Below are 13,071 nucleotides of genomic sequence, written 5' to 3'. Positions count from 1 at the left end.
AAGGAAGAGATGACGGAGAGATCAGAAGCTGATCAGTCCGAACACACTCGCGAGGGAGCTGAAGAGGATGATCGCGACAAAGAAAGGACAGAGATACTTAATCATGAAGTTAAAGACAGCTCTTCTTTGAAAGAGCGCCCCGTTCTTCGTGAGCTCTGCCGCAATCTTGTCCACGCCGATCACACGGACGATGAGGAGACAGGTCGCCATGGCGGCGAGCGGCATCATGACGGAATTCGTCAAAAAGTCAAAGAAGTCCAGGAACTGCATGTCGACGATCTTCACCATCGCGAGAGGGCCGTAGCCGAGCGCGCTCAGACTTCCGAGGAGCGCGATGATGATAAAGAGCACGAGGCTTGCCCTCTTCCTGCCCCAGTGCAGCTCATCCTGGAAGGTGGAGACCGCGCTCTCCGCGAGCGCGATGGCACTGGTCAGTGCGGCGAAGAGAACCAGCAGGAAGAAGATGATGCCCGCCGGGCGGCCGAAGCCCATGCTCGCGAAGATTTTCGGCATGGTGATAAACATCAGGGAGGGACCCGCCTTCAGGACGCCGGGATCTCCTCCGGAGAAGGCGAAGACCGCGGGGATGATCATGAGCCCCGCGAGAACCGCGATCGCCGTGTCGAAGATCTCCACATGGGTCGTCGCAGCCTCAATGGAGAGATCATCCTTCATATAGGAGCCGAAGGTCACGAGAATTCCCATCGCGATGGAGAGGGAGTAGAACATCTGCCCCATCGCGGCGACTACGGTCATCCAGGAGAAGTTCTTCGGATTCGGAATCAGGAAGTACTTCACCCCGCTCAGCGCGCCGGGGCGGGTGATGGCATAGACGGAGATGATGACGGCCAGCACGACGAGAACGGGCATCATCAGAGTGGAGACCCGCTCGATCCCGTTCTGCACTCCCATATAGATGACGAGCATGGTGAGAAGGGAGAAGAGCAGGAACCAGGGTTCCGCCTGAGAGCTTCCGATAAAGCCGGAGAAGTAAGTATCCGATGCGAGGACTGAGACCTCTCCGCGGAGATAGCCGAAAAGGTATTTGCAGACCCAGCCCCCGATTACGGAATAATAGGGGACGATGAGGATCGGAATCACGGCATTGATCCAGCCTCCGGCCCGGAACATCCAGTCGCGTCCGAAATGAAGATAGGCTCCGACGGGACTTTTTCTGGTCATCCTTCCGAGGGCGGACTCCGCAATGATCATGGTATAGCCAAAAGACATGACCAGGAGCAGATAGACGAGGAGGAAGATCCCGCCGCCGTATTTTGCGGCGAGGTAAGGAAACCTCCAGATATTGCCAAGTCCCACCGCGGAACCGGCTGCGGACAGGACGAAGCCGAGCTTCGAGGAGAAGCTGCTCCGTTTATTCTTCTTTTCCATTGCTTTTCATTCCCCTTTTGATAATTCATGCCGGAATAGCGGCACTACCATAATATAAGCCCGCGCTCTCCCTTTGGGAGGCACTTCTCCTTGAGAAGACTCAAGAATGCTCAGGCTATTCGCATTCCCGCTATCCTAGCATAAGGACTCCGGAAAAGCTATAGAAAGAGGAGCGATTGCCGAAAAGAGCCGGGGCGAAGAGGAGAAAAGGAGCAGCCATGTCAAATATTCGGATCTGTCCCAGGGGGCACTGGTTCTCCCGGAGCCGCTCTCCTTTTATCTGTCCGGTCTGCGGATTTCGGATGGACTCTCCGGAGAGGCGCTATTTTCTGCTCCGGGCGCGCTTTGGACTTTCAGTCTCTGAGGAGCGGCCCTGCACCGCCCTGCTTCTTTCCCTTTCGGATGAGAAGGCAGGAGGCTTTTTCCCGCTCAGCTTCGGTCTCCAATATCTGGGATCCGGAGAGGCAGATCTTCTCTATGAGCCCTCCCTTTTGAAAAGGCATGCGGCCTTCTATTATGATGAGACAAAGAGGTGCTGCTCTCTCCTTCCCGCGAGAGGGAGAGGGATCGTGCGGCTGGAGGGGGAGATGGTCCACGAGGCGGCAGTGCTCCGGGACAAGATGATCCTGGAGCTCTCCGGGAAAAGATTTCGCTATCTGGAGCTCGACGGGAAATACGGAAGGCTCTGGGGCGGAATTCTCAGGACAGAGAGAGGATACCGGGAGAGGGCGGAGAGGGAGCCCGAGTTCCGGGAGCATTTTTCCCGCTATAAGAAGGAGAGAGAGGAGGATCTTAGAAGAGAGAGGGAGGAGAGGTGGGAGAGACTCAGGAAAGAGGAAGGCCAGGAGAGAGAGGAGCGGGGAGCGGTAGAGGGCTTTCTTCTCTGTATCGACGGAGCGGGGGCCGGGAGACTCTGGGCGCTTTATGATGGGTGGAACCGGATCGGGAGCGGAGCTTTGATGGAGATTTCCCTTCCTTCCTCCCCCGGGCTTCGGGAGAAGGAGCACGCGGTCATCTATATCATCGGAGAGGAGAAGCGGGCCTTGCTTCTCGGGGAGAAGTGCAGAGGTCTCGTGAGGCTTCAGGGGAAGGCCGGCTACCGGACTGCGCTTCTCCGAAATGGAGATATCCTGGAGCTTGGGGCGAGCCGTCTTCTCTATATCGGGATTCTTCTCTGAGGGATATTCTGTCGTTAAATGGGGACCTATCCATTGATTCAGGAACAGTTCTTGACAAAATATATTCTAGTACTAGAATATAAAGTATGAAAACGACATCGACAGAGCAACTGATTCTGGGAATTCTCTCGGAGGGGCCGGAGTACGGCTATAGGATTGAAGGTATTATTGAGAAGCGGGACATGAGAAAGTGGGCGGACATAGGTTTTTCTTCCATTTATTATGTGCTGGAAAAGCTGGAAAAAAAGGGACTGGCCACGGCGGAGCCGTCGAGGGGGAGAGAGAAGAAACGCTACTTCATCACAGAGTCCGGGAAGGAAAGTCTGAGGGAGGAGACGAGAAGGCAGATTGCGGAGAGACGACCTTCCAATACGCATCTTATGACCGGTCTTGCGAACAGCCATTGCATCGGCGATGAGGAATGGCGCCTCGCCCTGGAGGAAAGAAGGCGGCAGCTTGCGTGGGATTATGCGGCACTTCAGAAAAAGCTTCCGCTGGAAGAAGAGAAGTCTCCTTCTGCCGGGCGTCTGTTCCGCTTAAGTGAGAGACTGCTTCGCGCCGAGCTGGACTTTGTGGAGGGAGAGCTGGAAAGAATGGAGGGAAAAGGATGAAACTGGATCTGAAACCGTATCGTGGGCAGCACTGCGAGACGACGGCGACCGGGACGCTTCTTCGGCAGATCGGACTTGAACTCAGCGAGCCGATGCTCTTCGGCCTCGGGGAGGGACTCTCATTTTTCTTCTGGAAGACGAAATCCATGGACTATCCCTTTCTCGGAGGAAGGATCAAACCGGACCTTTTGACGAAGAATATCGCGAGAAATCTGGGCTTAAGGCTCACGGTGCGGGAGAGCTCCTCCAGAGAGAGGGCGTGGAGATCCGTGAAGGAGCTTCTGGACAGCGGAAAAGCGGTGGGCCTGAAGCTGGATTGCTACCACCTTGAGTATTTCTCTCATCCGATTCACTTTGCGGGGCACTATGTCGCGATCGTCGGCTACGACGAGGAATCCGCCTTTTTGGTGGATACCGAGCAGCAGGGCTCTGAGGCGAAGACCTCGCTGAGAAGTCTTTCGGAGGCGAGAGCTGAAAGGGGGTCCATGTCCTCCCGAAACCTCTATTATGTGATAGAGCGGGGAGCAGAGGTTACGCCGCTCAGAGAGGCCATAGAGAGCGCGATACAAAATAATGCGGAATGCTATCTCAACCCTCCTATCAAAAATTCGAGCTATAAGGGGATCGAGAAGGCGGGCAGGGAGATTGTCGCTTGGTTTGACCGCTCTCAAAACAGGAAAGAGGAGTTTGGGATGAGCGCCATGCTGATGGAAAGAGCCGGAACCGGCGGAGCGATCTTCCGGAATCTGTACCGGGATTTTCTCGGGGAGGCCTATAAGCTGACGGAAAGGGAGGGGATAGGGAGAGCATACGAGCGCTTCCGAGGGATTGCCAGGAGCTGGTCAGAGCTGATCGCTCTGCTGGAAAAGGTGGCCGAGGAGGAAGACAGGAGAGATATCCTGGAGGCCTCGGAAAGGTTGAAAGAGCTCTCCGAGAGAGAGCGGGAGGCGATGCAGCTGCTCCTGGCCGGCGACTGACAATCAATGCAGCCAGTCCTCCTCTATAAATTTTGCCAATAAAACGGAGATTTTAACCTTTTTTTCTGATATAATGATTTCAGTGTCATAAGCCTGCCTCCACGACGTGCTTTCACGGAAGTGGAGGCAAGATTTTATGGCGGGATTATATCGGATTATATAAAAGAGTGTAAGTGCTGTTGAAAAGGAGGACAGGAATATGAGAAAAATAGAGGAGTCGCTCCGGGAATTTTTTGAGCACGAGCATTGGAGCTATGATTATTATGAGGAGAAGGGCTACTTTCGAAGCGGAGTAGACCTTGAAAATATTCTTGGCAATGTCAATCTCTATATTATTGTCGGTGAGACCGATTATCAGGTCTATTCCGTGCTGAACCTGAAGGTGGAGCCGGATCGCTTTGCCGCGGTCTCAGAGTTCATTACGCGCGCCAATTACGGGCTTCGGAACGGAAACTTTGAACTGGACTATGCGGACGGGGAGGTCCGCTACAAGGTCTACATTACCTCGGAGTTTGGGGATATTCCGGAAAATATCGTGAGAGACAGCATTTATACGGGGATCTATATGATTGAGCGCTACGGGAGGGCGCTGCTCCGTTTGATTTTGATCGGCGGAGATCCGGCGGCTTATATCCAGAGTATCGAAAACCCGGAGGGAAATCATCTGGACTTTGGCTGATCGGAAAGCAGGTAGTCGGAGGCCCTGCGCCCGGCCTCTGCACCGTCTCTTGCGGCATCGTCTGGCAGGGGGCATTTTCGGCGGAGTTCTCCCGCGAGGAAAAGTCCCGCCGGGAGAGGGCGGGAAGAGGCCTCCGGGCTTTCTCCTGGGCAGGGAAGGAGCGTAGGTCCTTCGGGAGAGGACGCTTCTCCCGTTGCCAGGATCAAAGCGCGGCAGAAAAAATGCTTCTCTTTTCCTTCATACTGCCGGACAAGAAGCGAAAAAGGGCGCTCCCTATCCGCTCCAGAGAACTTCGTTTCCCGGAGCTCGCAGCCGCAGCTGACGGAGAGCTCATAATTTTCAAGAAGGGAGAGGAAATGCTTCAGGCAGGCGGCGCTTCCGATCGCCCGATGAAAGATCTCTCTCCCCGCTTCCTCCTCATCCTTCCTTCGAAGGCGGCCGCCGGGAAGCTTTTCCCGTTCTAGGCAGAGGATATTCTGAAGCCCCTGATCCGAGGCCGCGGCAAAGGCGGCGAGACCGGCGGGGCCGGAGCCGACGACGATGAGATCAGCGAAGAGTCCTTCTTTTTCAGAAGACCTCTCCTGCATGGTTTCCTGCATGCTTCCTCCTCTGTATGAGCGGATTCACTTCTCCGAATGATTCATTTCTCCGAATGATTCACTTCTCCGAATGATTCACTTCTCCGCGGCAAAGGGCCCTTTCTGAAGACGTTCTTCCCGGATTCATTTCTCAAAGGATTTTCAGATCCTCTCCGGAGGATCCGTCTCCTGAACTCGCAGGAGCGCAGGGGGAGGGATCGATCACTCCTCCGTGTGGGCGTCTCCCATCATAAATTCCACGACCTTCTTCATATCCTCCGGCTCATGGACGATGAGGTCCAGCTCCTTGATATAGGCCTTATCCAGGAGGCGGGACATCATGAGCATCTGGGCGAGCTTTGAGCGCAGATTGATCCGATCTCCTTCCGGGGAGACCAGCTCCACGCTTCCCTTCAGATTGTTCAGGAGCTCGAAGAGCCCTTCTACATTGTTTACATTTTCTATCTTCATGGCAAAGTCCTTTCTTCTTTTTAAACCCTCATCACCTTAGCCCAGAGCGGGAAAAAAAGCAAGACTTTTGCGGGGGAATGTTTTAGAATGGCGGAAGAATGCAAAGGAGAGCGAAGGGGCTTTTCGCATCCAAGCGGAGGGAAAGGATGGAGGAATGAAAATCGTCATAGGAAATGATCATGCGGCTTTGGAGATGAAACGGGAGATCGCGGAATATCTTAAAAGGAAGGGGATAGAGGTCCTGAATGTGGGGACGGACAGCCCGGAGCGCTACCCCTATCCGCTCGCGGGCTATCACGTGGCGAAAACAGTGGCGGATGGGGAAGCGGACTGCGGGATCGCGATCTGCGGCACCGGAATCGGCATCTCCCTCGCCGCGAACAAGGTCCCGGGCATCCGGGCCTTTGCCTGCAGCGAGCCCTACTCCTCGGAGATGGCAAAGCGGCACAACAATGCGAATGTGCTCTGCTTCGGGGCGCGCGTCGTCGGAACGGAGCTTGCGAAGAGGATCGTGGATGCCTGGCTGAACGCAGAGTTTGAGGGCGGGCGCCATAAGGAGAGGGTCGATATGATCACAGAGCTCGAGAAAAACGGCAGGCTGGAGAAGAATCGCCGCTGACGGGAATCACCCCGCTGCTGATGGGACGGGAATCCGCTCTCCGGCAGTCGTGTCCGTTCAGCATCCTTTCGCAGAAAGTCCGGCGGCGCGGAGATTCTCCAGAAAGCTCTCCCGGGAGCGGGTCATGATGAGCTCCTCCGGGAAGTGGATCTCCGAGAGCATGGCGCGGACCTTATCGAATTTTCCGATCCTAAAGGAGATATGGGCGTCGGTTCCGGTCGAAATCGGGACGGAAAGCTCCGCGCAGCGGACGGCGATTTCACGGCAGCGCTTCGGGATCTCCCCCTCATCGCTGAGGGAGTGCTCATTGATCTCGATCAGCTTGTGGAGCTCCTTTGCGCGGAGCAAAATGGGGTCCAGCTCGAGGGGAAGACCGGTTCGGCCGATATGCCCGAGAATCAGAACCTTCGGCTGCTCCAGAGCCTTAAGGTAGAGCTCGGTACACTGCCTGCGCCCTGCGTCTTTTGTGAAGCTCATCCGGTGGACCGACGCGATCACATAATCCATCGGCTTTATGACCCGTTCGAGAAGGCTCTTTTCGCCGTCCGGATAGGGATCGTCGTCGATATTGTTCCGGATCGGAATGTCATAGCCGAAGAGGTGGCCGTCCAGATCCACGATATCCGCTTCACAGCCCCGGAGGACGCTTACGCCCATCCATTCCCGGGGGATCAGATGAGAGACGCAGAGATATTGATAATTTCTGAGATTCTTATAGTCCGGATAGAGCATGGGAGAGTAGTGATCTGTCGTCGCCAGGAGCTCCAGTCCCTGTTCTGAGGCGGCCCGGACGTTTTCCCCAATGGTGGAAAAGGCGTGCCGGGAATAAAGAGTATGGGTGTGAACGTCGCATTTTATTTCGATCAATGCTTTTCTCCTTCCTTTTCGCGGATGCGGAGCGCGCGCTCTGCGCCTTCAGGGCAGACTGCGAGATCCAGCTCAACGGGGCAATGATCGGAGCCCATAATCTCCGGATGGATCGAGGCGCCCCTGATCCGCTCCCGAAGCTTCTCCGAGACCACAAAGTAGTCGATCCTCCACCCCACATTCCGTTCCCGCGCCTTTGTGCGGTAGCTCCACCAGCTGTAGGCATCGCGCTCCTCCGGGTGGAGGAAGCGGAAGGAATCCAGGTAGCCGCAGTCCAAAAGGCGGGAGAACTTTGCCCTCTCATCATCCGTGAAACCGGCGTTATGATGGTTGCTCGCAGGATTTTTCAGATCGATCTCCTGGTGCGCGACATTGAGGTCGCCGCAGTAGATGACCGGCTTCTTCTCCTCCAGGGAGAGGATGTATTCCCGGAAGGCATCCTCCCACTCCATCCGGTAGGAAAGGCGCTGGAGCTCATTCTGAGAGTTCGGCACGTAGACCGTGAGGATATAGCAGTCCGGAAATTCCGCGCTGATTACCCGTCCCTCCCGGTCATGCTCCGGGATCCCGATGCCGTAGCTCACCGACAGGGGCTCCTCCTTCGAAAAGAGGGCGGTTCCGGAGTAGCCCTTTTTCTCCGCATAGTTCCAGTATTGGTGATAGTCCGGGAGGCTGAGCTCCGCCTGCCCCTCCTGAAGCTTCGTCTCCTGAAGGCAGAAGACATCCGCGTCCAGAGCGTGAAAATCACTCAGAAAGGTCTTTCCGAGCACGGCGCGAAGCCCATTGACATTCCAGGAAATCAGTTTCTTCACCATGAAAATTCCTCCATTTACAGCGGCTCCTGATCCCGCTCCTGTCCGCCGGATGCCTGATCCCGGATTCCCTGTTTCATTCCGACTGTCTCATTATCTGCGGGAGGCGCCTTCCGCCCCATTTTGCCCCGCGCCTTTTTGCATGTCACTCTCCGGACTTTGAGCCGCGCTTTCTTTCGCGGTCCTGTCTCGAGATCTGTCTCTCTCCGTCTCTGCTTCCTCAACTTTGAACAGGATCATAGCATGATTTCGCTCTCAAAAGCAAACCCTCTATGCGGCGGAAAGAGCGGAGCGATTGACAGATTTTTGCATTTTTGTTAGAGTTCAGCCAGCAGTACGAAAAAAACCGGCAGTATTGAAGGAGCAGAGGCAGGCCCGCTCCCAAGGACGCGAAAAATGGCGCGGAAACGGGCGGGGAGGGGCATTTTTTTCTGGAAGCTTTGAGGGGAGTACAGCCTTTTCTCCGGGGAGGGGCCTTGAGAAGCGGCCGGGAAAGAAATGCGGGACCGGTCCTGACCTTGCTGCCGGAGAGTGATATCGGATCCGGCGGCAGCGTGAAAAATCCACCGATGGACGGCGGAGCTTTCGGCGCGGAAAAGGCTGCCGAAGGGATGCGGAGTTTCCGAGCAGGGGATATGGGGGAGAGAAGCCTGCCCAAGGAGAAGGGCGGCAGGAGTTTGGAGGCCAGTAAGTATGAGGATAGCGGTTTCGACGGATTCCGGTTCCGGAATCTCACAGAAGGAGAGCAGAGAGCTCGGGATTTCTGTCGTCCCGATGCCCTTTCGCATCGACGGGAAAGAGTATTTTGAGGACATCAATCTGAGCCGTGAGGAATTCTTTGAAAAGCTGAAGAAGGATTGCGAGATCGCGACCTCGCAGCCCTCGCCGGAGGATGTCATGAAGCTCTGGGACGCGCTTTTACAGGAAAATGATGCCGTCGTCCATGTCCCGCTCACCTCCGGACTCTCCGGGGCGGCGCAGACCGCTCTCATGCTCTCGGAAGAAGAGAAATATGCGGGGAGGGTTTTCGTCCCGGACAGCCGCGGCGTCTCGGTCACACAGCGGCAGCACTGTCTTTTTGCGAAGCGCCTTTCGGCGGAGGGGAAGGCTCCGGAGGAGATCCGGGATATCCTGAACCAAAACGCGGAGAGAAACAGCATCTTCATCGCGGTGGACAGCCTGAAATATCTGAAAAGGGGAGGGAGGATCACGCCGATGGCGGCCGCGATCGGGACGCTTCTCCACATTAAGCCGGTCTTAACGATCGTAAGGGGCGGGAAGCTGGACTCCTATACGAAGGTCCGCACACAGAAGATGGCAAAGGAGGCGATCATCAGCGGGCTCTGGGAGGACCTCAGAAAAAAGCATGGGGACCCGGACGGAAGTCACTGCTATCTGGCGGTCGCCTACACGGATAACCCGGAGCAGGCGGAGCAGTTCGCATCGGAGCTTTCGGAAAGCTTCCCAAAGCGTCTTAATCCAAAAATTGTCGTGGAACCGCTTTCTCTCCTGATTTCCTGTCACATTGGTCAGAACGGACTCGGCGCTGCACTGATAGAAGAGCTTTGAGTCGGCGTTTTCTGCCGCTCCCGGTCCGATGCAGAACGCTCTCGCTCCGACTTCCGCGGTAAAAAGGTGCAGGGACTCAGCTTTTCCGGAAGCGCCGGGACCAAGGTAATGGATCGGTCGGCGCTTCGATTCCTTTACTCTTTCGGATATTAGAGATCGCCGCGATGCAGAACGGAAGCTGTGTTCGATTTCCTGATTTCGCCTTCCTTCAGCCTTTGGCGAAGGGAGCCAGGATATGGAACCGCTTTCCGTCGCTTTGGATCTGAATCTCTCCGAGCTCTCCGGTCTTTAGGGGAAGGATATCCCTTTCCTCAAGGCGGGAGAGCGTTTCTCTGTGGGGATGACCGTAGCGGTTTCCTCTCCCATAGGAGAGGAGCGCATATTCCGGGTGCAGGCTGTCGAGGAGTTCCTCCGAGGAGCTGTACTTGGAGCCGTGGTGCGCGGCCTTCAGGATATCGATATCGCACAGGGCTCCGGCGGCCCGAAGGTTTTTGAGAAGCTTCTTTTCCGCCTCCTCCGGCATATCTCCCGTGAAAAGCATCCGAAAATTCCCATAGGCCAGCAGCATTCCGATGGAATGACTGTTGGCCTCTTCGATTGGCTCATTGTTTTCCGGATAGCAGCAGCGGAGAGAGGATGGGAAAGCGAGCATATCCCCGTTTTTCAGATAGCGGATCCGGCACCCGCGCCGGACCGCAAGGCGCTTTAAGATGCCGTAGCGGGGATCCTCCTCCGCGGGAGCCGGAAGAATGAGCTCCCGGATCCGGATCTGCGTGCTCTTCGAGAGAAGATATTCGATTCCGCTCAGATGATCCCTGTCGCAGTGGGTAATGAGGGCGGTGTCGATCGTGAGGACGGCCTTTGAGAGGAGGAAGGGCTCCAGTACCCTCTCCCCGAAACGTTCATTGCTGCTGGAGCCGCAGTCGACGCTCATGACCTTCCCCTTGCATTCCAGAAGAAAGCCGTCCCCCTGCCCGACATCGATCGCGCTGATAAGAAGTCCCTTTGGCCTTTCCGGAAGGAGGAGAAGGAAAAAGAAAAGGAGGGAGAGAAGGGAGAGGAGCTTCCGAAGGGCCGCCCTCGGAGACGGAAGGGAGGCGGGAAGGAGAGAGCTGAGAGAACGGATAGAGCGGATAGAGCGGATAGAAAAGACGCTCCCAAAGCGGAAGGGGGCCTTCCCTCTGCGGCCTTTTCCGCCGGACTTCTCCGGCAGAGAGCGGAGGAAGCCGAGGAAAAAGAGCAGGAGGTAGGCGAGAAGGATTCGCTCCGCCCTCGGGCGCCCCAGAGTAATAAGCGAAAAGGGAAGGGAGAGGGAGAGACGGCAGAGCTTCCGCCAGAGAAAAAGGATGAAGCAGCCGCTCCCCGAAAAGACGGAGGCGAGAAAGGAGAGCGGAGGGAGAGGGAGCAGCAGAACGAGAGAATAAAAGAGCAGGGAGAGAAGGATGCTTCCCAAAAGATAGGGAAGGAGCGGAAGGAGGAAGAGATTCAGGGCGGCGCCGTAGAGCGGAAACTGGAAGAAATGCCAGAGCATGAGGGGAATCAGGAAGAGGGAGAGCCTCAGACTGCCGCTGAGGGCCGTGAGGAGGAGGGAGAGCAGCATTTGGAGCTGTCCCCGGCTATGGGGAAGGCGCCTGCTTCTTCGGCCCTTCGGAAGAGAGAGCGGAAGCAGAGCGGCGAAGCTCAGCTGAAAGCCCGCGTGAAAGAGGAGAAAGGGCTGAAAGCAAAGGAGAAGGAGGAAGGCCAGGGAGAGGGAAGAGAGCATATCATAGCTTCTTCCGGCGGCCCTTTCGAGAAAATGGAGGAGGAGCATGATGAGGGCGCGGAGGATGGAGGCATGTGCTCCTGCCAGGATGCCGTAGCAGAGGATCAGGATCCCGCCGAAGAGGCCGGAATAGGCCTGAGAGAGTCCGAGGAAGCGGAAAAATTCATAGGAGGCGGTGCCCAGAATGGAGAGATGGAGGCCGGAAATCGCGAGAAGATGTGCGGCTCCGCTCTCCCGGAAGAGCGCCCGGCTCTCGGCATCGAGTTCTCCGCTCTCTCCGAGAAGCACGGCCTTGCAGATTCCAAGCTCCTCCTTTGGATAGAGTGCGCTCAGGGAGTCGGAGAGGAAATATTTCCCGCTTTGCAAAAAGCGCTGCCAGGGGGATGCGCTGTCTCTGAGGAGAGAAAGCTCCTCCGCGCGGAAAGAGCCGCTCAGTCCCTGTGTCTTTTCGTAGAGGGAAAAATCGAATTCTCCCTCATTTCTGGCCCTTCGCTCCGGAAGAAGCTTCCCGCGGAGCCTTACGCTCTGTCCGGGAATGAGCCGCTCCTCCCCTTCGCAGTAGACGAGGAGGCGCCCGGCCGGACAGAAATAGCGGGCGCGAAGACGCGGATCCGCGTCCTCCGGGAGAGCTTCCGCGCTTCCATAGGCGCTGGAGAGCACGGCATCCTTCAGGATCAGACGGCTTTTCCCGGAGAGGATCCGGACGGACTCCACCTCCCCCGATAGGGAGAGAGAAAAATCCGAGAGCGCGGAGAGGCGCTCGCGGCAGAGAGAAAGTCTGCGGGCTTCCCTTTGGTAAGAAAATACAGCCAAAAGGAAGGGGAGGAGGGAGAGGCATAGGACCTGTGCGCGCCCGGGACAGGATATTTTCCTCTTTGGGGAAGGAAGGGGGCGGTCAGAACAGGGGAAAAGACGGAGCATCCGCATGCTTTCAGATCCATGCGGCGCGGGAGAAGAGAGAAGGAGAAGAGAAAAAAGGAGCAGGAGAGCGAAGAAGAGGAAGAAAATCCGAAGCCGGGAGGAAAGCTCTGCGGCGACACTCAGCTCCCCCAGAAAAAAGAAAACGGCGGCATGAAAAAGGGGACGGCGAAAAAGCATGGAATACCTCCGAAGGATGCGTCGGGAAAGGACGAAATTTTTACCTGAGAGATCGAAAAGAAAAAGAAAGAAAAAGAAGAAATAAAGAAGGAAAAAAGAAGGAAAGAAAAAAACACCGGATTCTTCCGTGAGTGAAGCAATGCTTTGATCATTATTATAGCAAAATTTTCCACGCCGTAAAAGAGTCTGCCGAATAAATGCGCTCCGAATCTGCCCGATGGCAGACTTCTGCGCTTTTTCTTCGCTGCATCCGCGCTCAAGACTCGGCTTCGCCCGGGAGGCGTCAGCCGATCTCCCTTCGGGAGATACTTCTCGAAGAGAAGACTCAAGGACGCTCCGAGTCTGCCTGATGGCAGACTTCTGCGCTCAGAGACTCGGCTTCGCCCGGGAGGCATCAGCCGACCTCCCTTCGGAAGGCACTTCTCGAAGAGAAGACTCAAGGACGCTCCGAGTCTGCCTGA

General features: G+C 56.1%; 12 protein-coding genes. 6 read left to right on the top strand and 6 right to left on the bottom strand.

All coding sequences use genetic code 11. The features are described 5' to 3' along the window. Positions 1–21: 21 nt before the first annotated feature. Positions 22–1,389 carry a sodium-dependent transporter gene (locus HMPREF1986_RS03505; protein ID WP_021773388.1) on the bottom strand — a complete coding sequence of 456 codons (1,368 nt, stop codon included), beginning with the start codon at positions 1,387–1,389 and terminating at the stop codon, positions 22–24. A 218-nt stretch (positions 1,390–1,607) separates the two neighbouring features. Here HMPREF1986_RS03505 and HMPREF1986_RS03500 point away from each other — a divergent pair, with 218 nt between their 5' ends. The 4 genes from HMPREF1986_RS03500 (at position 1,608) to HMPREF1986_RS12505 (ending at position 4,834) form a co-directional block, all read left to right on the top strand. Then, positions 1,608–2,567 carry a hypothetical protein gene (locus tag HMPREF1986_RS03500; RefSeq protein ID WP_155978757.1) on the top strand — a complete coding sequence of 320 codons (960 nt, stop codon included), beginning with the start codon at positions 1,608–1,610 and terminating at the stop codon, positions 2,565–2,567. A gap of 86 nt (positions 2,568–2,653) precedes the next feature. Next, positions 2,654–3,178: a helix-turn-helix transcriptional regulator gene (locus HMPREF1986_RS03495; protein ID WP_021773386.1), complete on the top strand. Its 525-nt coding sequence runs from the start codon at positions 2,654–2,656 to the stop codon at positions 3,176–3,178. Beyond that, positions 3,175–4,155 carry a BtrH N-terminal domain-containing protein gene (locus tag HMPREF1986_RS03490; RefSeq protein WP_021773385.1) on the top strand — a complete coding sequence of 327 codons (981 nt, stop codon included), beginning with the start codon at positions 3,175–3,177 and terminating at the stop codon, positions 4,153–4,155. The genes HMPREF1986_RS03495 and HMPREF1986_RS03490 overlap by 4 nt, the downstream gene beginning before the upstream one ends. 199 nt (positions 4,156–4,354) lie before the next feature. Further along, complete coding sequence (locus tag HMPREF1986_RS12505) at positions 4,355–4,834, top strand: YbjN domain-containing protein (RefSeq protein WP_009213620.1); 480 nt, start codon at positions 4,355–4,357, stop codon at positions 4,832–4,834. Here the strand turns inward: HMPREF1986_RS12505 and HMPREF1986_RS03480 are convergent. After that, positions 4,816–5,433, bottom strand: coding sequence for an FAD-dependent oxidoreductase (locus HMPREF1986_RS03480; RefSeq protein ID WP_021773384.1), 618 nt, complete (start codon positions 5,431–5,433; stop codon positions 4,816–4,818). The two genes, HMPREF1986_RS12505 and HMPREF1986_RS03480, sit on opposite strands and share 19 nt — an antisense overlap. A gap of 201 nt (positions 5,434–5,634) precedes the next feature. Next, a complete protein-coding gene (locus tag HMPREF1986_RS03475) occupies positions 5,635–5,883 on the bottom strand; it encodes a hypothetical protein (RefSeq protein ID WP_021773383.1) in 249 nt (82 codons plus the stop codon). Positions 5,884–6,037: 154 nt separating this feature from the next. Here HMPREF1986_RS03475 and rpiB point away from each other — a divergent pair, with 154 nt between their 5' ends. Further along, positions 6,038–6,502: a ribose 5-phosphate isomerase B gene (rpiB, locus tag HMPREF1986_RS03470; protein ID WP_036599197.1), complete on the top strand. Its 465-nt coding sequence runs from the start codon at positions 6,038–6,040 to the stop codon at positions 6,500–6,502. Between the two features lie 57 nt (positions 6,503–6,559). Here the strand turns inward: rpiB and HMPREF1986_RS03465 are convergent, their stop codons facing one another. After that, on the bottom strand, positions 6,560–7,369 hold the full coding sequence (locus tag HMPREF1986_RS03465; protein WP_021773381.1) for a PHP domain-containing protein: 810 nt from the start codon (positions 7,367–7,369) through the stop codon (positions 6,560–6,562). After that, the gene (locus tag HMPREF1986_RS03460) at positions 7,366–8,181 is read right to left on the bottom strand and encodes an exodeoxyribonuclease III (protein WP_050761890.1); all 816 of its coding nucleotides are present in this window, start codon (positions 8,179–8,181) and stop codon (positions 7,366–7,368) included. Before HMPREF1986_RS03460 ends, HMPREF1986_RS03465 begins: the two co-directional genes overlap by 4 nt. A gap of 693 nt (positions 8,182–8,874) precedes the next feature. On the opposite strand from HMPREF1986_RS03460, the gene HMPREF1986_RS03450 reads away from it, so the two are divergent. Further along, positions 8,875–9,750 carry a DegV family protein gene (locus HMPREF1986_RS03450; protein WP_036599133.1) on the top strand — a complete coding sequence of 292 codons (876 nt, stop codon included), beginning with the start codon at positions 8,875–8,877 and terminating at the stop codon, positions 9,748–9,750. 208 nt (positions 9,751–9,958) lie between these two features. On the opposite strand, the gene HMPREF1986_RS03445 is transcribed toward HMPREF1986_RS03450, so the two are convergent. Beyond that, the gene (locus HMPREF1986_RS03445; RefSeq protein WP_036599130.1) at positions 9,959–12,610 is read right to left on the bottom strand and encodes a ComEC/Rec2 family competence protein; all 2,652 of its coding nucleotides are present in this window, start codon (positions 12,608–12,610) and stop codon (positions 9,959–9,961) included. Positions 12,611–13,071 lie beyond the last annotated feature (461 nt).

The organism is Oribacterium sp. oral taxon 078 str. F0263, assembly GCF_000469565.1.
In the GTDB taxonomy this organism is placed as follows: domain Bacteria; phylum Bacillota; class Clostridia; order Lachnospirales; family Lachnospiraceae; genus Oribacterium.
The sequence above is the reverse complement of the archived record's forward strand: the minus strand, read 5'-3'. Positions and strand labels throughout refer to the sequence as shown.

What these genes read in the sequence shown, in the direction of transcription:
- HMPREF1986_RS03505 (WP_021773388.1), bottom strand. Translation starts at nt 1,389, where the DNA reads ATGGAAAAGAAGAATAAACGGAGCAGCTTCTCCTCGAAGCTCGGCTTC.
- HMPREF1986_RS03500 (WP_155978757.1), top strand. Translation starts at nt 1,608, where the DNA reads ATGTCAAATATTCGGATCTGTCCCAGGGGGCACTGGTTCTCCCGGAGC.
- HMPREF1986_RS03495 (WP_021773386.1), top strand. Translation starts at nt 2,654, where the DNA reads ATGAAAACGACATCGACAGAGCAACTGATTCTGGGAATTCTCTCGGAG.
- HMPREF1986_RS03490 (WP_021773385.1), top strand. Translation starts at nt 3,175, where the DNA reads ATGAAACTGGATCTGAAACCGTATCGTGGGCAGCACTGCGAGACGACG.
- HMPREF1986_RS12505 (WP_009213620.1), top strand. Translation starts at nt 4,355, where the DNA reads ATGAGAAAAATAGAGGAGTCGCTCCGGGAATTTTTTGAGCACGAGCAT.
- HMPREF1986_RS03480 (WP_021773384.1), bottom strand. Translation starts at nt 5,433, where the DNA reads ATGCAGGAAACCATGCAGGAGAGGTCTTCTGAAAAAGAAGGACTCTTC.
- HMPREF1986_RS03475 (WP_021773383.1), bottom strand. Translation starts at nt 5,883, where the DNA reads ATGAAGATAGAAAATGTAAACAATGTAGAAGGGCTCTTCGAGCTCCTG.
- rpiB (WP_036599197.1), top strand. Translation starts at nt 6,038, where the DNA reads ATGAAAATCGTCATAGGAAATGATCATGCGGCTTTGGAGATGAAACGG.
- HMPREF1986_RS03450 (WP_036599133.1), top strand. Translation starts at nt 8,875, where the DNA reads ATGAGGATAGCGGTTTCGACGGATTCCGGTTCCGGAATCTCACAGAAG.
- HMPREF1986_RS03445 (WP_036599130.1), bottom strand. Translation starts at nt 12,610, where the DNA reads ATGCTTTTTCGCCGTCCCCTTTTTCATGCCGCCGTTTTCTTTTTTCTG.